The following is an 18,422-nucleotide window of genomic DNA, read 5'->3' on the forward strand; positions in this document are numbered from 1 at the left end:
ACGCCCGAATTCAATAAACAGACGCCCGAATTCAACAAATGGACGCCCGAATTCAGAACACGAAACTCGGAATTTTCAAAATTCCTGAACAAGTTAAGAGTTTGGCTAAACAAGAATTTTGGATAAAGAATGGAAATTTTGCCACTTCAGACTTCATTCTTTATTCAAACTTCCACAACAAGACAGAGTAGATCGTATTGTCAAAAAATCTATGACTATAGCTACAACCACAAGCGAAGAACACAGTGCAGGACACGAAGAACATCCAGATTTAAGAGTCTGGGGATTGTTGACGTTCCTCGCTTCTGAATCCCTAATGTTTGGGGGATTTTTTGCCACCTATTTGTTTTTCCGAAGCAGTACAGCCGTTTGGCCTCCAGAAGGAAGCGAAGTAGAACTACTTGTGCCGACGATTAACACCATTATTCTGGTGTCTAGTAGTTTCGTGATTCACTTTGGTGATACGGCGATTAAAAAGAATAACGTCAAGGGAATGCAACTGTGGTACGCCATTACTGCAATCATGGGGGCAGTTTTCTTAGGTGGTCAGGTTTATGAGTACTCAACATTAGGGTATGGTTTGACCACCAACGTCTTCGCCAACTGCTTTTATATCATGACTGGGTTCCACGGTTTGCACGTTTTTGTGGGACTGTTATTGATATTACGCGCATTGTGGCGATCGCGTCTTCCTGGTGAATATTCTGCAACCAATCATACTTTCATCGAAATGACAGAAATTTACTGGCACTTCGTAGACATTATTTGGATTGTTCTGTTCACTTTGGTGTACGTTCTCACTTTGTTTTAACAAAAGTTAGGAGTGAGGAGTGAGAAGTGAGGAGTTAATAAGTTATAACTTCTAACTCAGAATTCACAACTTCTAACTTATAACTCCTAACTCCTAACTCCTAACTATCCAAGAGTTCATTATGCAAGCTAATACAAATAAATTCTCATGGTTTCAGGTTCCAGATAATATCAAAGACCTATTAATTTTAGCTGCAAAAAGCTGGGAAAATACATCAGAATCAGAAAAATATATTCAACAAGCTTTAGACCAGACTGGTGAAAACACAGATGTCTTGGTAGCAGCATATAGATTTTTCTATTATAAAAATAATTATTCTCTTGCATTACAAACAACAGTCAAATTATTAGATAAAATTAAAGAACTAGAAAAACTTCCTGATGACTGGGAGCAACTTCAGCCGATATTAGTCAATCGCAAAGAAGACCCACAAATTCGATTGTACTTAAATGCTTATGCTGCTTCTGGATTAGTGCTAGCAAAGTTAGGAGAAATTGAGCAAGCCAAAGAAATCAGCACCAGAGTCAAACAGATAGACGAAAAGAATGATTTTGGTTCTGGTATTCTGCTGGATATTCTGACACGTCCAGCAGAAGAAGACGATTAATTAGTCAATGCACTTCTCTGTAAAAGAGTGGGGGGACAAGGGGACAAGGGGACAAGGGGAAAAACCATAGCAATGCCCAATACCCAATGCCCAATGCCCGATGCCCAATGCCCGATGCCCAATGCCCGATGCCCTTTTTGTGAAAAATCATGAACAATTGGTTATCTACCAAATCCTATTCCTTATTAGGAGCAAGTACTGATAGTAACTCTATCATTCCTCCTATTAACATACCTACTAAACTGCCTGTAGGTAACATTCCTAATGTCTCACCGATCATTGTGATCCAATCTTCGCCACTATCAATTTAAAAATTATGAAAGGTAGGGATTGGCTGCTAACAGGGGACGGTCAGCATCAAGCTTGTAAATCTGTAAGAGCCTGGGATTTATTGAGAGAAAATTACCGCCTTTATCGGTTTTTAACTGAGGTGGAAGATGTTCTCAATAGCAGCGACAATGAAACCAATTGTCTGCCAGAAATTCGGATGCTTGTAAGGCGCTTAATGGTAAATTCCTACTGGGTGCAAAGTCAAAAGTTAGAACCTTCACCCAAAACGGGAAGCTCTGTTTTACTCCTATATGATGAATTGGGTTTTCCCTTAACTGTGCAAACAGTAACATTTGCACCGGGAACCCGTTCAAACATTCATAATCATGGGACATGGGGAATAGTGGCGGTGTTAAAAGGCCAGGAAAAAAATACTTTTTGGCGACGCACCAATAGCCCAGAATTTCAGGACAAAATCGAAGCAACGGGAGAGATAACTCTCTTCCCAGGAGACATTATTAGCTTTACTCCCGATGCAATTCACAGTGTAGAAGCAGTGGGTGATGAACCAACTGTGACTTTCAATATTTATGGCGAAACCGATCCAAATGAGAGGTTTGAGTTTGACTTAGTTAGCCATAAAGCGAGGAATTTTTAATTTCATCGGTTCGTAGTTGGCGCTTTAGCGCAAAAGAGTAATTAGGAGATAGTTGAATGGCAAAGGTAATTTTCTATAGCAAACCAGGCTGTAAAGGTGGAGTTAAGCAAAAAGTTTTGCTAACAGCTGCCGGTCATGAGGTGATACCACAGAATCTGCTAAAAGAACCTTGGACAGTTGAACGGTTGCGTTCCTTTTTTGGCGATCGCCCCGTAGCCGAATGGTTCAATCTTTCCGCCCCCAAGGTAAAATCTGGTGAGGTGGTTCCTGAAAAAGTGGATGAACAAACCGCTTTGGCGCTGATGCTGAAAGAACCACTGTTAATTCGCCGCCCTTTGTTAGAAGTAGGCGAACAGCGCGAGGTAGGATTTGATGTACAAAAGATTGATGCTTGGATTGGCTTACAAGCTGTAGATGAATCCTTGCAAGAAATCAGCGACAAGCTTCTGAAGCAAGATTTGCAAAACTGTTCCCACGGTAAAGATCATAGCCATCAACACCATAATCACTAGGCTGGCTGTAACCATCATGGCGAACAACATCAAAAGCAAGGCAGCTTGTAGTCATTAGATTTCTTGCAAAAGTCTATAAATAACACTCTAGCCCTGTCAAGGTAAAAAAGTAACCTTGACAGGGCTAGTACAGTATGGCGTAAATTGTCTAAAACTTTTACACAATGGTAATTACGAATTACGCAAAGTGGTACTAGTCTTAGCCTTTAGCTAAATTCTTGTTGGATGTGTAGTAAACCTTACTACCAGTATCAGGTACAAAATGGCAGCTGATACATGAATTCCACAATGACTTCCAAATTGGTTCTTCCGCCTTGTGGAAATACTCACCCATCACTGGTTTGATTGCCTCAGTTGCCTTCAGCAAATTGTAGTGAGGGATGTTAAGGAATATATGGTGAGCAACATGAGTACCGATATCGTGATGAATATGATTAACTAAACCATAATCACGGTCAATACTAGAAATTGCGCCTTTGAGGAAAGTCCAATCTTCTCCACGATACCAGGGAAGCTCTGGCTCAGTATGGTGCAAGAATGTCACCAAATCTAGCCAAACTATAAATACAAGGTAGGGCACAGCGTAATATTTCAGCAACCACATCCAACCCCATTGGTAGGTAAGGAAACCCAGCAAACCTACCATCCCAATCAAAAGGACAGTGCTAGTGATAACATCCCATTTTTCCGATGATTTGAAAAGCGGACTGCTGGGCAAAAAGTGAGAGCCTTCTTTATTAGGAGAACGCTTAAACAGATATACAGGATAAGCCAAGAGAAAAACATAATATCTGCCTATCTTTTGGGCTAAAGGCATCTCTTTGTATTGTGATTCGGTCACAGGATACCAGCTTTCATCGTTATCGATATTGCCAGTATTTTTGTGGTGAGTTCTGTGACTAATCCGCCAACCATGATAAGGAACAAGTATTGGTGTGTGAGAAAGATGTCCAATCAAATCATTGAGCCATTTATGCTTAGAAAAAGATTGGTGTCCGCAGTCATGCCCGACTACAAACAAAGCCCAAAACATCGTTCCTTGCATTAGCCAGAAAATCGGAAAGAAAAGCCAAGAATCCAGGTAAGAAGCAACTGCATAAAGCAGACCGATAATTAAAATGTCACGAAAAAAGTAAAAAAGTGATTTTGTCACATTGGGCTGAAAGCATTCCGCAGGAATTGCAGCTTTTAAATCCCCAAGTGTGAAAGGCAATTTAGTCGTATCCTCAGACGTTTCAGAAGGAGGATTATTGAATGTGATGATGTTTGATGGCACTGGATTCTTTTGATTGGATATAAATCGGAACTTTAATTGAGACAAAATTATCTCACCTATAGGATGCCCACGAAACTAGCGATCGCTAACATCAAAGAAGATAAATTTTGGCAATTTAGCTAACAAATTTTAGTTAGTAAAAAGTCGCCAAATTCTATTTAAACACAGCATGATAAACGCTCTCGTTGAGTTCAAGAGCGTAAGTCTAATCACAGCGCTATTTATTGCTCTGTATAATATTCGTTGAAAGTTTTATAGCCAACATCAGTTGTGTATAGTTGACACTGGTCTGTAATCTGCTTCATTAAAGACCAAGAAAACTGACACTCATCATGTAGATAAGGCTGCCAATTTTCTTTGATGCTGCTGTAAGCTAGCCGCAAATTATAAGAAGGAATCGCAGTGGAAATATGATGAGGGACATGAACATTGATATCGTGGCACAAAACCTCTACCCAACGCGGATAATCGCAATGAATAGTTCCAAATAGTTGTGCTAGAGCTTCGTTCCACTTGTTCGCTGTCGTAAAAGGAACATCTGCGGCAGTATGGTGAACAATAGTAAAAGTACTCATCCAAAAATGGTAAATCATCCAGGGCACTAGCCAAAATTTGACAAAGCCCCAGATACCAGTTGTGGCAATGAGAGTCGGGAAAGCGATCGCAGCAAACACAACTACTACAGCCACAGACAGCTTGATACTCGATTGGTCTTTCGTTTTGAAGTTCCGCCAATCAAAATGCACCACAGCCCAATGTCCAATGGAACCTACCCACCAGAAGCGTTTACGCATGAACAGTTCAAAAGCAGACTGTCGGGTTTTATCCCAATCTTCAAACACTTCTGGTCTGATTGGATGCCAAGCGTTGTCCTCATCCAGCTTGTTGGTATGAGTATGGTGATAATTATGCTTAATGCGCCAACTGTGAAAAGGGTAAATTAACGGCATCATGAAGAAATGCCCTACCAAATCATTTACCCAACGACGTTTGGCAAAAGACCTGTGACCGCAATCATGGCCAATTACAAAAAAACCTGTTAAAGCAGTACCCGTAAAAATCCAAGCTAGGGGCAAGAGAAACCAAGGAGCGATAATCAGGCTGTAATAACCCAACGCAACTGCCAAGACACTGAGTATTACTTGTGTCCAAGCTTTGCGACGGTTCTGCTGAAAACATTCCCGTGGCAAGGTTTTGACAATATCTTTGAGCCGAAAGTCGGAATTACTAGGCTCGTTACTTAGTTTCTGGCTATTAATTATTGATGTAGTCATGGACACCTAAAAAACAACAAACTCCTCCACCAAGTCACCAAAAAGTAACTTGCAGTAAAATTTCTTCACATTAGCGCTTTGGATTATAGCAACCTAACCGACACAAGCGCACCAGTAAATAGCTTTTTGAAAAGTTAGGAGTTAGAAGTGATGAGTTCAAAAAGGTATATATCCTAACTCCTAACTCCTGTAGAGACAAGGGTTAATCGCGTCTCTACTCCTAACTAACTTTTGTTGGGGCCAACTTCACATTAGTTGCCAGACCAACTGCTTGCAACAATTGAACTGTCATCCAGGTTAAATCGATTTCCCACCATTTCAGCCCGTGACGAGCTGAATATTGAAAAGCATGATGGTTATTATGCCAGCCTTCACCGAAAACTAGTACGGCTACCCACCAGCAATTAGTCGATTTATCGCCAGAATCATAGCTCTGATAGCCAAATTTATGAGTAGCGCTGTTCACCAACCAAGTGCAGTGGTAAACCCAGACAATGCGAACAAAAATTCCCCAAATAACAAACGGCCAGCCACCTAGAAGCAAAAGCAATACACCTAGAGCAACCTGGATTAAAATGAAATATTTTTCTAAAAACTGATAAACTGGGTCTTCGGCAATGTCTTTGGTGAAACGAGGAACATCAGCGTGAGCGGGACAGTAGTGAATCAGCCAATCCATGTGGCTCCACCAGAAGCCTTTATTAGAATCATGGGGATCGGCATCAGTATCTGAGTGTAAATGATGAATGCGATGCGTCCCTACCCACTCAATTGGGCCTCCTTGACACGAGAGTGTGCCGAAGAAAACCAAGAGATACTCTAGCCACTTGGGAGTTTGAAAACTGCGGTGAGTAACAAGGCGGTGAAATCCGAGAGTAACTCCTAAACCACCTGTTATCCAGTACAGCAAGAAACCTACACCAACTGCCGTCCAGCTAAAGTTACCAGGAACAAAGGCAAATAAAGCGCCGATGTGCAGTCCAATGAAAAATAGGGTATTGACCCAGTTAATTTGAGGTTTGGTTGAAGTAGCAATTGTCATGCAGTAACCTGAATTTTAATTTTCCAGCTTAAGAACAGCGCGATCGCAAAATCCGCATATCGATAATTTTTTTTTGAACGAGGAACTGATGAACAGCTTAGAACAGCTGCGGCAAGCAGAACAGGCACTATTAGAAATTTTTTCTGGTATTGACGCTCAGGTCAAGCATAATCTAAAACGAGTGCTGGATGCTTTTCGTAATCACCGTGTAGGCGCACACCACTTTGCAGGTGTAAGTGGTTATGGTCATGATGATTTAGGACGAGAAACTTTAGATAAAGTTTTTGCCGAAGTTATGGGCGCTGAAGCTGCGGCCGTGCGGGTTCAGTACGTTTCTGGAACTCATGCGATCGCCTGTGCTTTGTTTGGTGTTCTCCGTCCGGGAGATGAAATGTTAGCAGTGGTCGGTTCTCCCTACGATACGCTTGAAGAAGTTATTGGTTTACGAGGTCAAGGTCAAGGCTCTCTTATTGAGTTTGGCATAAATTACCGCCAATTGGAGCTAACCCCAGAAGGAACCATAGATTGGCAAGCTTTAACTACTAGTGTGGCTGAAAACACTCGTTTAGTCTTAATTCAGCGCTCTTGTGGCTATTCTTGGCGTCCTAGTTTATCAATTGCCGATATTGAAAAAATCGTCCACTTAGTCAAACAGCAAAACCCGAATACCGTTTGCTTTGTAGATAACTGCTACGGCGAATTCATTGAAACCAGAGAACCCACAACTGTAGGTGCTGATTTAATGGCGGGATCGCTGATTAAAAATCCTGGTGGCACCATTGTCAGCGCTGGCGGTTATGTCGCCGGTCGCGCCGACTTGGTAGAAGCAGCCGCCTGTCGCCTTACGGCTCCCGGTATCGGTAGTTATGGCGGTGCTACTTTTGACCAAAATCGCCTGCTGTTCCAAGGTTTATTTCTAGCGCCGCAGATGGTAGGAGAGGCAATGAAAGGGACTTATCTTACTGGTTATGTGTTTGATAAACTCGGTTATCCAGTCAATCCCCCTCCCTTGGCTCCCCGTGGGGATGTAATTCAAGCAATTAAACTCGGCTCTGCCGAAAAGCTAATTGCTTTCTGTAAAGCCATACAACAGCATTCTCCGATCGGTTCCTACTTAGACCCCGTTCCAGATGATATGCCAGGGTATGAGAGCCAGGTAGTTATGGCTGGGGGGACATTTATTGAAGGGAGTACTTTGGAATTATCAGCAGATGGGCCTTTGCGTGAACCTTATGTAGTTTATTGCCAGGGTGGGACTCATTGGACTCATGTAGCGATCGCCCTAGAAGCTGCGATCGATGCAGTTGGCAGTAATGGTTATTGAGAAGGCAGGAGGCAGAAGGGAAACCCCATAAATAAATGCCAACGTATTTTAGAAGATTTGTTCGCTAGACAGGAGAACGACTAGTAATGAGCGATCGCTACACCACCACTGCTGCACGTCTCAATATTTACACCCAAGGTCAAGGATTCCCAATTTTGGGCTTACATGGTCATCCTGGTACTGGTCATAGTCTTTCTGTCTTTACCAATCATTTATCAAAACGCTACAAAACTTTTGCCCCGGATTTACGGGGATACGGCAAAAGTCGCTACAACGGCAATTTTGACATGAATGACCATTTGACTGATTTAGAAGCACTGCTAGACCGTTTGCAGATTGAAAAGTGCCTAGTATTGGGATGGTCACTTGGTGGCATTTTGGCAATGGAGATGGCATTACGTTTGCCAGAGCGCGTTACTGGGCTGATTTTAGTGGCGACAGCTGCAAAACCCCGTGGCAGTCATCCTCCGATTACTTGGCAAGATAATTTATATACTGGCATTGCTGCGCTATTAAACTATATAAAACCGAGTTGGCAATGGAATATTGAAACTTTTGGTAAGCGATCGCTTTTCCGTTATCTAATTCAACAACATACATCTACTAGTTACAATTACATCGCCAAGGAAGCAGTACCAGCTTATTTGCAAACCTCTCCAGCTGCTACTCGCGCCCTCTATAGTGCAATTCAATCAGGATACAATCGGCTTCTAGATTTAGAACAAATACAATGTCCTAGTCTAGTACTTGCTGGCGAACAAGACCGTCACATCACATCTGATTCCAGCTTACAAACTGCTCAACACCTCAACAATTCTCAGTGGCACTGCTATCCCAACACCGCCCATCTTTTTCCGTGGGAAGTTCCCCAGTTGGTGCTGAATGATATTGACCATTGGCTCGAAGAACATCCGCAGGTAATTCGTAATTCGTAATTCGTAATTAAACTGAGAGTCACAAGAATTGACTATAAAAGGTTTAGCCGTTACAGGTGGGGTCTAAATCTTCACCCGTAATGTAATTACGAATTACGAGTTATTAATAGTCAAAAATAGTGAAAAAATTTTGACTATTGACGAAGAAATGGAGAAGGAAGATGTGGTGACGCAATGAGTGAAAAAGACGTAATAACCCCCGTAAAAGAATTTTCTGTGTCTTTATATCTTTACGTCTTTGCATCAGAGCCTCCTTTTCATTCTCTGGCCTAACTTAAATTTGACCGCCAAAGGCAGGCTGTACTTTGCGGTCAAATCTTTCCCCCAAGTCGTCAGCAATTGTTAAGTTACTAGGTTTGCAACGCTTGACATTCACAATAATTCCCTGCGCTCCTTCAAGCTCTAAATCTTCTATGTATCCTTTACTTGCTAATGTTGCATCAGAAGAATTTAGAAATGGCCCGAAGTAATACGTGCAACGGGGATTCTGCGTCACAATCTCTACCCACCAAGCCAAGCCGAGGTAGTCGAATGTGTTAATTAACACTTCCTTGAGGTTATGCCAAATGGTTTTCATGGTTTTCGCTGATTTATAAACGTCTACAGGGTGTTAAACGATAGGGTACTTTATTATCTTTTACATTTCTTTATACTCTGTTACTGTTATTTTTTCAAAGAGATTTTTTGCAATTTATCTAAGTGCAGCGTATTTAGCGATCGCTGGCGATAAATCTCATAAAGCGCCATACCTGCGGCTACAGAAGCATTCAGGCTGGGAGTCTTACCCTGTAGAGGAATCGATACTAAAAAATCACACGATCGTTGAGTCAACATACCCAGACCTTCACCTTCTGAGCCAATTACCAAAACGATTGGGCCAGTAAAATTGACTGTATGCAAAGGTTCGCTACCACTTGCAGCAGTACCGTAAATCCAAAAGCCAGCTTCCTTTAATTCTTCTAAGGAGCGGCTGAGGTTGACAACTCTAGCTACAGCAAAATTTTCTAAAGCGCCTGCTGCCACTTTCATGACAGTGGAAGTGATCCCAGATGCCCTTCTTTGGGGAATCACCAATCCTTGAGCGCCTATTGCTTCGGCTGTGCGAATAATTGCTCCTAAGTTGTGGGGATCGGTAATTCCGTCAGCCACGACAATTACAGCATCAGTTACAGATTTGCACTGCTCAATTAGATCGGCCAATTCCATGTAAGCGTAGGGAGCAATTTGTGCAGCCACACCTTGGTGATTAGCGCCGTTGGTGAGATAGTCTAAACGCTTGGGTTCAACCTCATCGATAACTGTGCCATTTTCCTTTGCTTGTAAGAGGAAATGGTGAAAGCTGGGATCGTACCGCAGACGGGTAGTAATCCACAGACGATTGAGATTGCGCTGATTTTGCAATGCACTCAATACTGGATGACGACCGTAGATGAGATCGTTATCTTCTTCTGTAGATTGTGTAGATACAGACGGCTGGGAGAAGTTGCTATTTCGTTGTCGCGAGTTCCCATAACTGGGGTTGCTATCTATTTTCTTGGGATTGCGATTCGGATTAACAACAGAGATGGTGTTGCCATCTACTTTTCTGGGGTTGTGAGTTGGATTCGCATCAGAGATGGGGTTACTATCTATTTTCCTGGGCTTGCGAGTCGGATTCGCACCAGAGATAGGGTTACTATCTACTTTTCTGGGATTGCGAGTCGGATTCGCAACAGAAATGGGGTTGCTATCTATTTTCCTGGGATTGCGAGCCGGGTTAGTAATAACACGTTTACCCTTAATTTTTACGGGTTGTCCCCGATTTGGTTCGCTAGAAGTCTTGACTTTTCTGGGTTTATCCTGCATTTGAGTTATGAATATAGCGTATGGTTGCTCGTTCCGATTACCTCAATTTTTTGAACCTAATCTAGTGTTGTGGCTACTGCGAAATTGAGTTTTCACTCTTTTTCTAGATGAAGTATTTGCAACAGTTCGGTTAGACGTTGGTAATCGGTGATATATAAGTAGCCTATTAAAGTTTCTAGACTAGTTGCCTGTTGATAAATTTCGGGATTAAGTCGCTTAGGGCGTCCTGTTGCGGCGTTTCTACCCCGTCGGAGAATTTCTAATTCGGTATCCCTGAGATGAGGAATCAGCGATCGCAAATGTAGCGCTTGTGTTTCTGCTCTTACCTGCTCCACTACCAGACGATGGTAAATTCCTGACCGCTGCAATGGCAGCAGATAGAACATTCTAACATACAACTCATAAATTGCATCCCCTAAATATGCTAAAGCACTAGGAGAAATTTGTTGCACTTGCGAGAGGGAAATCTGTTGGAATGGCCCTGTGGTTGCCAAGAGTGCTTCAGTCCAAGACAAGCTCTGTTTGGGAGTTTCATCTTGTCCATCTAATAGCTCTTCCTCCTGTGACTTCACAAATAAATCATTCCTTGACGGGCTACATTTGGCAGGCATTCTTGGCAAAGACTGATTTTTCTGAAGTATGCCGTGATAGTATACTTAGCATAATCAATACTATCAAAATTACTTCCTAATTTCATCTTTTTGATTGAGAGTTGGCATTTAAAATCACCCTGATGTCAACATCTATAAACCAAATTTCGCCTACTTGTTGTGGTCTGCGCCTAAGATAGGGTAAAATTTTAACATCAACTTCACCCTTCTACTTGGTAGCATTGCCATACTTACTGAGTAAACGACAACTTTTAACTATACAGCATCAAGTCAAGTCTATCTATAAACAAATCTGCTGGCTTTGTATTTCTTACAACAAATATCTCAGACTTGATTATTTATTCAATATTCTACCCAACGATTACATACCCAATAGAGACCCAATTTATTGGGTCTCTATATCTTTAATTATTACTCAACTTTAAACATAATAGCTCAACTGGCTTTATGCCTCTCCCACAAGGAGAGAGGTTTTCTGCCAGAAGTTTTAAAAATTAAGCTATCCGATTTTGAATTTGGATAGCTAAATTTACCTCTCAGATCGAGCAATCAAGACTACTTGACGTTTTCTAGAGCGTCTTCAACTGATTTTTGCAGGGAGAGAAACTTCTCTAGGCGAACAAGCTTGACCGTTTGAGTTACGCGGGCATTCGTGACAATTTGCAAAGTGCCATCGGCAGTTTGAGCCTGCTTGGCTAGCTGCACCAGAGCGCCCAAGCCAGAGCTATCAACAAAGTCAATTTGTGAGAGATCCAAAATAATGTGCTTAGGGCCCTCGTCTATCTTGCTGCCAAGTGTCTTGCGAAATGTCGGCTCAGAAAAAGCATCTAACAAACCTGTGAGGCGGAATAGCTGACAGTTATCCCGGACTTCACGAGTGCCCCTCAGGCTAACGGTTAGATTCAGTGGCTCAGCAATAATTCCCTCCTCATGAGTTAAAGTGAACGCTCAAGTATAAATGGTTTTTGAGCAAGTTGTCTACAATCTGTTGAAATAGGGGATTGGGGATTGGGGATTAGGGATTAGGAAATTTCTTTCCTCTATAACCCAGTACCCAGTACCCAGTACCCAGTCCCCAGTCCCCATTCCCTATTTTTACCTCACCTCTGCCACGGCTTGACGTGCTGTTCGCATGGCTTGAACAAATTGCTCAAACAAGTAATCAGCATCGTGTGGGCCAGGACTAGCTTCTGGGTGATACTGTACGGAGAATACAGGTAGAGATTTGTGCCGTACTCCGGCAATAGTGCGATCGTTTAAGTTTAGGTGGCTAATTTCTACAACTGTCGTAGGTAAAGAATCTGGGTCAATAGCAAAACTATGGTTTTGACTAGTAATTTCTACTCGTTGTTGTAAACCGGCAGGCTGATTCAAACCACGATGACCAAATTTGAGTTTATAGGTTTCTGCCCCTAGTGCATGACCTAAAATTTGGTGTCCCATACAAATACCAAAGATGGGTTTTTCACTTAACAGGAGTGCTTTGGCAGTTGCAATCCCTTCAGTGACGGCAGCAGGGTCGCCAGGCCCATTAGAAAGAAACACACCATCTGGATTGTATTTGAGAATTTCTTCTGGTGGTGTATCAGCAGGTACAACAATTACCCGGCAACCATAACTGACTAAGCGACGTAAAATATTGCGTTTAACGCCAAAGTCAAGAGCAACAACGGTAAAGGCTTCCCCAAGATTTTCCCCAGCCTCCGAGTTAAATTCCCAAGCTGGAATTGTGGGATCGGACCATTCATAAGCCGTTGAGGTGGTGACTTCACCAACCAGATTCAATCCTGCCATGTTGGGGGCTGCTAGTACCTGCTCTAGCAATTCCGCTTCATCGAGAATGGTTGTAGAAATGCCACCGTTCATCGCTCCGAACATCCGAATTTTGCGGGTGAGGGCGCGGGTATCGATGCCGTAAATCCCTGGTATTTGGTTTTGTTTGAGGTAGTCAGGTAAAGATTGTGTCGATCGCCAGTTACTCGGACGGTGACAAATATTCCGGGCGATCGCACCCCGCACTTGGGGGCCATCGGATTCTTCATCTTCGAGATTGACGCCAGTATTCCCCAATTCAGGATAGGTAAAAATCACAATTTGACCCCGGTAACTAGGGTCAGTCAGAACTTCTTGATAGCCTGTCATACCAGTGTTGAACACCACTTCTCCGATCGCGGTTCCCGTCGCACCGAAAGACCAACCGCGATAAGTGGTTCCATCTGCTAGGACAAGTAAAGCTGGTATTGAGTCAGTCAGGGGCATAGTAGATTGGGCAGTGGGCATTGGGCATTGGGCATTAGGCATTGGGCATACTCTTTCTTATCCCCTATTCCTTATTCACCAATACTGCGATTGTTAATTATCCCATAAGTTGAGCAATTGGGAGTTTTTAAAATAGTTAATTAAAATTAAAAGGGAATTAAAGTAGCGGGAGTGGATTTGGCAAAGCTTGGGCAGTTAAAATTAATTATGCTTCAGTCTTTTTTATCCCGTGCAACCCTAATTTTTGTCTCAAGCGCTCTAGCGATTTTGTGCGTTGCCTGTAGTGAAGACAAACTGAACACCGCTACTGGTGGCGACGAGCAACCTACGCCAATTGGGGATCTAGCACCAGTCCAGCCTAGCGTTGAACCAGTAAGACCAGCAGCTACCCCAAAAGCGCGGCCGCTAGATCCGTTTGAAAGTGAACCAAGTCTTTTTGAGATGGGACGAGACAAAGCTGTTGGCGCTTGGAGTATCAGCCAATCGGCTCAATCTCCAGATGATTGGAAATTGGTGGCGAGTCAGTATCAGGATGCGATCGCGCTGATGCAAAAAATACGGCGACAAAGCCCAGAATTTGCGATCGCTCAAACCAAAATTACGGAATATCGCCGCCAAGTTAAATATGCCCAACAGCAAGCTAATCCTCGCCCTGTCGCAGTTAGAGAACCTCATAAAATAGTCGTTGTTGTTCCTCAAAGAGAAACCACACCAAAGTTCACTTTACCTCCACGAGAAACAAAACCGTTATCACCAGAGCCAGCTTTGCCGTCATCAGCAGTGGTGATTCCCGATGAAGCAGTATTTACAGCGCCGATAAAAAGACGAATTGGTGGTACGCCAATTGTGGAAGTTACCTTTAATGGTCAGCAACAATTTGAGATGATTGTGGATACGGGAGCAAGTGGCACTGTAATTACCCAAGAGATGGCTAATGCTTTAGGAATCGTCACAGTGGGAAAAGCCAAGGCAAATACCGCCAGTTCCAGAGCTGTAGAATTTCCTGTGGGCTATGTTAATTCGATGGCCGTTGGCGGGGTAGTAGTGAATAGAGTAGCAGTAGCGATCGCAGGTGCGGAACTAGAAACTGGACTTTTAGGACATGACTTTTTTGGCAACTACGATGTCACCATTAAGCGTAATGTGGTAGAGTTTCGCCCGCAATTGCGATCGCAAATCAATTCCCCAGAAACTCAACTAACTGCTCCAACTTCGTCCAAGCAGCCCCACTTTGTAGGATATCCTTAGCGATTTTAATACCTTCGGCGTGATCGAGGAAGGCGATCGTACCCGCGACTTGCAGCGCCAACGACGCATTTAAGGCAACTGCATCTTGTTGCACCTGAGTTCCCTTACCTTGGAGTACCGCCTTGAGAATCTCCGCATTCTCTTGGACATCTCCACCCCGAAGCATACCTATGGGAGCTGGTGTTAAATCCAAATCTAGGGGATTAATAGTAGTTAACTGCACTTCGCCGTTTGATAACACCGCTAAGTCAGTTTCATCTCCTAACCCAGCCTCATCAAGTTTTTCTCGCCCGTGCAATACAATCGCCTTTTCCTTGCCCAAATTCTGTAAAGCTTCGGCAACAGTTGCCAAAAGTTTGGGAGTAAATAAGCCCACCACCTGCCCAGTTGGACGCAAGGGATTTACTAACGGCCCGAGCAAATTAAAAATTGTTCGCACTTTCAAAGTCCGCCGTAATGAGGCAACAGCCTTGAGTGCTGGATGCCAACCAGGAGCAAACAAGAAGGTGATCCCCACTTCTTGTAGTGCTGCTTGTACTTTTTCACTAGAGGCACTTAAGTTTACACCCAATGCTTCCAATACATCTGCACTTCCTGTGAGACTTGAAGCTGAACGATTACCGTGTTTGGCGACAGGTATGCCAGATGCAGCAGCAACAAAAGCAACTGCTGTGGAAATATTAAAGGTTGATGAACCATCGCCACCAGTGCCACAGGTATCAATTAAGGGGATTAGGGATTGGGGATTAGGGATTGGGGATTGGGTAGATTCTTGCCCAGTCCCCAGTCCCCAGTCCCCAGTCCCCAGTTTTGATTGAGATTGTAATACCTCCGCCATACCGGTCAACTCGTCGGCAGAAATGCCTCTAAAGTTAAGTGCTGTTAAAATTGCTCCCGATAATTCTGGGGGAACCGCTTCACTGAGCCAACCCTTCATCAATTCAGCAGATTGAGTGCGAGACAATGATTGTCCATCTATTAATTGTTGCAGCAGGATATACCAGCTAGCAGACGATTCTTGAGCAGGGATTGGAGAAGTTGCCATAGCTAAGATTTGTATGTTGTAGCTATATTGAGAGCTATGGGAGTTATACTACCGGAAAATTGGAAGCTATCAAAGTTAGGCTTAAATCTCAAGGCTTAATTGCAAAGCTGGATTAGCAAGATTCTGAACTTGTGATTTTTTCTTCAAATCAAGTTTAACTTTGTAGTTAGTAATGAATAACTCTTTTCCTTTAGCTGCACCACTTTGCTTATAGTTATTCATCCCATACTGTAATTCCCACTCTGAAATATTAGCCCATTGAAAATTTTCTATAATTTGCGTTGAATTGTCGTAGGTAATTAGCCAGCGATGATGACATTGTTGCAAAAGTTCAGAAAATTTCTGATGTTCAAAAGAGGTGTGTAAGTCACCGTCTTTACCGTATAGCTTTGATTTAGTAGCACTAAAATATGGCGGATCTAAAAATAAGAATACATCTTCTCCATCTGATTTTAATAAATGAGTGTAATCCAAATTGGTAATTTGAACATTTTCTGATAGAATGTTTTCTAACTTTTCTAGCCGTTCTATTGAAGAATCAGTAAATCTTTTATGGAAAGCTTGTTCAGAAAAACCACCTGATTCTACAGTTCCAGAAAAAGTAATTCTATTGAGTACGAAAAAGCGAACTGCTCTTTCTAAATCAGATAAATTATTTACATCTACACTAGTTAATTCTGTAAATAGTGATTTACCATCTGTATATTTGACTTTAATATGTCGAATTTCTTTAACTAATTGAGTTATATCAGATTGAACAAACTTCCAAAATAAGAAGAGTTCGCGGTTTAAATCATTAATCCAAATCTTAATATGAGGAAACTTTTGTCTTAAATAAATAAATACAGAACCACCACCCACAAAAGGTTCTCGAAATTCAGAAAAGCTATCTGGCAAGTATTCAACTATTTGATTTATTGCTTTTGACTTACCACCAGGATATCGTAAAGGACTTTTGAGCATAATTAGAAATCATCACATATCGGTTAAATTGCCAAAAATTAAAATTATAGCCTAATAATAAAAGTCCTCATTAGAGGACTTTGCAGTGTATACGGGTATTCAAGCTATACTACCAAAAAGCAGGAATATTTCTCTCAAACTGAGAATATGTTACTATTCAACATTGGTACTTAATATTAGACCAAGGAATTCCAGCGAAAAAATCCCTACCCACCTTTAATATCTCAATGATTTCCTTAATGCAATCTTTTGATTCTATTGTAGAAGATATTATCTCACGCTGATGATCAAGATATTTGTTCCAATCACGTTCTACTACATCAGCTACTTTTTCAAAACCATCAGCTGTGTCTTGCCAGAATTGGTCAATTCCTTTGAGGAACTGTTCACATACACTCTGTTTCTCAAAATCTTTAACAAGCTGTTTAGCTAAACGCTTTTGCCATGATTCTGTCCAAGAACTCCATAAGTTTGCTACTGCCAAACCTATCGTAATAGATAGACCTATCCCAAGCACAATTGGGCCACCTATAGCCGCGACGATAGTCATTATTCCAGCCGTACCACCACTGAAACCAAAACCAACACCAAGTGCTGATAAAAAACTGACAAACTTAGCAACTAAGATGTAACCGCCAAGATTTCCAAAAGATATTGCCCAAGCCGCCAAAGCACCAAAGCTACTTAAACCTGCAACTGCGCCCATAACAGATGCTTCCCAATCAAAACGAAAAGTTTTGGAATTTGTATATTCTCCTGATTTGTATCCATTAAATTCTGCTTCTGGGTAGCCTTGAAAGAAAGTATCAAGTTCTATTTTGAATTTTTCAGAATTTTCTTTCATAAGCTTTTCTAACTCATTTTGAAGTTTTTCAACCAGATACCCAGCAAGATATTCCTGCGCATCTTTTTTGTCATCGTACTTTTGGCGAATGATTTGTTCTACAGCATCAACATTGAGTAGTTGTTCTGTATACTTCTGAAAATCAATTTCGGTATTTTTTTTTAATTTATCTATATTTTTCCTCACGTTGTCACGTTTAAGTTTATTTTCTTGCTGCCGAACAGACTCATTTTCTGTCAATACACTTAATTGCGATCGTTGTGCATTTTGTGCTTCTATATCAGCAATACTTGTGTTATATGTATCAATCAAGCTAGTATACTTTTTTGTATTATCCTCCTTTATAGCTTTCATTTCTCGATCAATACGGCATATACGTGCTTGAGGTAGAGAATCACCAAGTATATTGGTTAATTCATCAAATAGGTGCTGACATCTATCCGGTCTTTCTGACCAAAAAGTGAAGAATCTTTTTCGTACTTCTGCTTCAGTGATGGCGCGATTTGTTTTTTCTCTACGACGCTCTAGAACAGTTTCGCTGAGGTTTTTATAAAATCTTTTTGAAGCTTTATCTGAGATTTCTTTCAGCTGATGGTCAGAGATACTTGGATCAGCATGAGTCGCTACAATGAAGAAGTTGCCTAGTGTTGGGAAATTATTGCATTCAGTTTCTGGAGCAGGAAGTAACCGTAGTAAACCGCCAAGGCGAATCATGTCTTGGCCGTTAATATGACCTTTGGCTGGCGAAGCATACAGCAATATATCGGCTATCTGTGCAGCACTAGTAGCTTTTTCAACGTCTTTTGAGACTTTATCAGGTTGATCAGAATAGCCTGGGAGGTCTATTAGACATGTCCTTAAAACAAAAGTTATGGAAAAATGATACAGAAATAAAAAT

The 18,422-nt window shown here is 42.0% G+C and carries 18 protein-coding genes; 7 read left to right on the plus strand and 11 right to left on the minus strand.

Features of this window, described 5'->3' with window-relative positions; translation table 11 throughout:
- The first annotated feature begins 211 nt into the window (after positions 1 to 211).
- The 4 genes from RMX89_RS22260 to RMX89_RS22275 all read left to right on the plus strand — a co-directional run bounded on the left by RMX89_RS22260 (position 212) and on the right by RMX89_RS22275 (position 2,858).
- Entirely contained in the window at positions 212 to 811 is a 600-nt protein-coding gene (locus RMX89_RS22260) for a heme-copper oxidase subunit III (protein ID WP_322682806.1), read from the plus strand.
- Positions 812 to 932: 121 nt separating this feature from the next.
- A complete protein-coding gene (locus RMX89_RS22265; RefSeq protein ID WP_322690471.1) occupies positions 933 to 1,418 on the plus strand; it encodes a hypothetical protein in 486 nt (161 codons plus the stop codon).
- A 316-nt stretch (positions 1,419 to 1,734) separates the two neighbouring features.
- Positions 1,735 to 2,346 carry a cupin gene (locus RMX89_RS22270; RefSeq protein WP_322690472.1) on the plus strand — a complete coding sequence of 204 codons (612 nt, stop codon included), beginning with the start codon at positions 1,735 to 1,737 and terminating at the stop codon, positions 2,344 to 2,346.
- Between the two features lie 56 nt (positions 2,347 to 2,402).
- The gene (locus RMX89_RS22275; RefSeq protein ID WP_322674037.1) at positions 2,403 to 2,858 is read left to right on the plus strand and encodes an ArsC/Spx/MgsR family protein; all 456 of its coding nucleotides are present in this window, start codon (positions 2,403 to 2,405) and stop codon (positions 2,856 to 2,858) included.
- A gap of 199 nt (positions 2,859 to 3,057) precedes the next feature.
- Here the strand turns inward: RMX89_RS22275 and RMX89_RS22280 are convergent, their stop codons facing one another.
- From RMX89_RS22280 to RMX89_RS22290, 3 genes are all read right to left on the minus strand, one after another.
- Positions 3,058 to 4,134 (minus strand): fatty acid desaturase, encoded by a 1,077-nt coding sequence (locus tag RMX89_RS22280; protein ID WP_322690473.1) that lies wholly within the window; start codon positions 4,132 to 4,134, stop codon positions 3,058 to 3,060.
- 221 nt (positions 4,135 to 4,355) lie between these two features.
- Positions 4,356 to 5,408, minus strand: coding sequence for a fatty acid desaturase (locus RMX89_RS22285; protein WP_322690474.1), 1,053 nt, complete (start codon positions 5,406 to 5,408; stop codon positions 4,356 to 4,358).
- 220 nt (positions 5,409 to 5,628) lie between these two features.
- Positions 5,629 to 6,450, minus strand: a complete 822-nt coding sequence (locus RMX89_RS22290; RefSeq protein ID WP_322677631.1) for an acyl-CoA desaturase — start codon at positions 6,448 to 6,450, stop codon at positions 5,629 to 5,631.
- Positions 6,451 to 6,538: 88 nt separating this feature from the next.
- Between RMX89_RS22290 and RMX89_RS22295 the strand changes: the two genes are divergently transcribed.
- Complete coding sequence (locus RMX89_RS22295; protein ID WP_322690475.1) at positions 6,539 to 7,774, plus strand: methionine gamma-lyase family protein; 1,236 nt, start codon at positions 6,539 to 6,541, stop codon at positions 7,772 to 7,774.
- A gap of 86 nt (positions 7,775 to 7,860) precedes the next feature.
- A complete protein-coding gene (locus RMX89_RS22300; RefSeq protein ID WP_322690476.1) occupies positions 7,861 to 8,709 on the plus strand; it encodes an alpha/beta hydrolase in 849 nt (282 codons plus the stop codon).
- Positions 8,710 to 8,983: 274 nt separating this feature from the next.
- Here RMX89_RS22300 and RMX89_RS22305 read toward each other — a convergent pair whose 3' ends face one another.
- The 5 genes from RMX89_RS22305 to carA form a co-directional block, all read right to left on the minus strand.
- Positions 8,984 to 9,286 carry a DUF1816 domain-containing protein gene (locus RMX89_RS22305; protein ID WP_322674043.1) on the minus strand — a complete coding sequence of 101 codons (303 nt, stop codon included), beginning with the start codon at positions 9,284 to 9,286 and terminating at the stop codon, positions 8,984 to 8,986.
- A gap of 86 nt (positions 9,287 to 9,372) precedes the next feature.
- Entirely contained in the window at positions 9,373 to 10,554 is a 1,182-nt protein-coding gene (rlmB, locus tag RMX89_RS22310; RefSeq protein WP_322690477.1) for a 23S rRNA (guanosine(2251)-2'-O)-methyltransferase RlmB, read from the minus strand.
- A gap of 92 nt (positions 10,555 to 10,646) precedes the next feature.
- Complete coding sequence (locus RMX89_RS22315; RefSeq protein ID WP_322690478.1) at positions 10,647 to 11,126, minus strand: Mini-ribonuclease 3; 480 nt, start codon at positions 11,124 to 11,126, stop codon at positions 10,647 to 10,649.
- Between the two features lie 594 nt (positions 11,127 to 11,720).
- On the minus strand, positions 11,721 to 12,086 hold the full coding sequence (locus RMX89_RS22320; protein ID WP_084227153.1) for an STAS domain-containing protein: 366 nt from the start codon (positions 12,084 to 12,086) through the stop codon (positions 11,721 to 11,723).
- 174 nt (positions 12,087 to 12,260) lie between these two features.
- Positions 12,261 to 13,424 (minus strand): glutamine-hydrolyzing carbamoyl-phosphate synthase small subunit, encoded by a 1,164-nt coding sequence (carA, locus tag RMX89_RS22325; protein ID WP_322682849.1) that lies wholly within the window; start codon positions 13,422 to 13,424, stop codon positions 12,261 to 12,263.
- Positions 13,425 to 13,631: 207 nt separating this feature from the next.
- Between carA and RMX89_RS22330 the strand changes: the two genes are divergently transcribed.
- On the plus strand, positions 13,632 to 14,672 hold the full coding sequence (locus tag RMX89_RS22330) for a retropepsin-like aspartic protease (RefSeq protein WP_322690479.1): 1,041 nt from the start codon (positions 13,632 to 13,634) through the stop codon (positions 14,670 to 14,672).
- On the opposite strand, the gene trpD is transcribed toward RMX89_RS22330, so the two are convergent.
- The 3 genes from trpD to RMX89_RS22345 form a co-directional block, all read right to left on the minus strand.
- Positions 14,602 to 15,717, minus strand: a complete 1,116-nt coding sequence (gene trpD, locus RMX89_RS22335) for an anthranilate phosphoribosyltransferase (protein WP_322690480.1) — start codon at positions 15,715 to 15,717, stop codon at positions 14,602 to 14,604. The two genes, RMX89_RS22330 and trpD, sit on opposite strands and share 71 nt — an antisense overlap.
- A gap of 81 nt (positions 15,718 to 15,798) precedes the next feature.
- On the minus strand, positions 15,799 to 16,680 hold the full coding sequence (locus tag RMX89_RS22340; RefSeq protein WP_322690481.1) for a DNA adenine methylase: 882 nt from the start codon (positions 16,678 to 16,680) through the stop codon (positions 15,799 to 15,801).
- A 157-nt stretch (positions 16,681 to 16,837) separates the two neighbouring features.
- Positions 16,838 to 18,422: DNA-binding protein (locus RMX89_RS22345; protein ID WP_322690482.1), on the minus strand; the 1,585-nt coding region annotated here is incomplete at its 5' end.

The sequence above is a fragment of the Nostoc sp. DedSLP04 genome, assembly GCF_034530775.1.
Classification (GTDB): domain Bacteria; phylum Cyanobacteriota; class Cyanobacteriia; order Cyanobacteriales; family Nostocaceae; genus Nostoc.

Coding starts and splice junctions, on each gene's coding strand:
- RMX89_RS22305 (WP_322674043.1), bottom strand. CDS start 9,286: ATGAAAACCATTTGGCATAACCTCAAGGAAGTGTTAATTAACACATTC.
- trpD (WP_322690480.1), bottom strand. CDS start 15,717: ATGGCAACTTCTCCAATCCCTGCTCAAGAATCGTCTGCTAGCTGGTAT.
- RMX89_RS22275 (WP_322674037.1), top strand. CDS start 2,403: ATGGCAAAGGTAATTTTCTATAGCAAACCAGGCTGTAAAGGTGGAGTT.
- RMX89_RS22340 (WP_322690481.1), bottom strand. CDS start 16,680: ATGCTCAAAAGTCCTTTACGATATCCTGGTGGTAAGTCAAAAGCAATA.
- RMX89_RS22285 (WP_322690474.1), bottom strand. CDS start 5,408: ATGACTACATCAATAATTAATAGCCAGAAACTAAGTAACGAGCCTAGT.
- carA (WP_322682849.1), bottom strand. CDS start 13,424: ATGCCCCTGACTGACTCAATACCAGCTTTACTTGTCCTAGCAGATGGA.
- RMX89_RS22270 (WP_322690472.1), top strand. CDS start 1,735: ATGAAAGGTAGGGATTGGCTGCTAACAGGGGACGGTCAGCATCAAGCT.
- RMX89_RS22295 (WP_322690475.1), top strand. CDS start 6,539: ATGAACAGCTTAGAACAGCTGCGGCAAGCAGAACAGGCACTATTAGAA.
- RMX89_RS22260 (WP_322682806.1), top strand. CDS start 212: ATGACTATAGCTACAACCACAAGCGAAGAACACAGTGCAGGACACGAA.
- RMX89_RS22265 (WP_322690471.1), top strand. CDS start 933: ATGCAAGCTAATACAAATAAATTCTCATGGTTTCAGGTTCCAGATAAT.
- RMX89_RS22290 (WP_322677631.1), bottom strand. CDS start 6,450: ATGACAATTGCTACTTCAACCAAACCTCAAATTAACTGGGTCAATACC.
- rlmB (WP_322690477.1), bottom strand. CDS start 10,554: ATGCAGGATAAACCCAGAAAAGTCAAGACTTCTAGCGAACCAAATCGG.
- RMX89_RS22300 (WP_322690476.1), top strand. CDS start 7,861: ATGAGCGATCGCTACACCACCACTGCTGCACGTCTCAATATTTACACC.
- RMX89_RS22330 (WP_322690479.1), top strand. CDS start 13,632: ATGCTTCAGTCTTTTTTATCCCGTGCAACCCTAATTTTTGTCTCAAGC.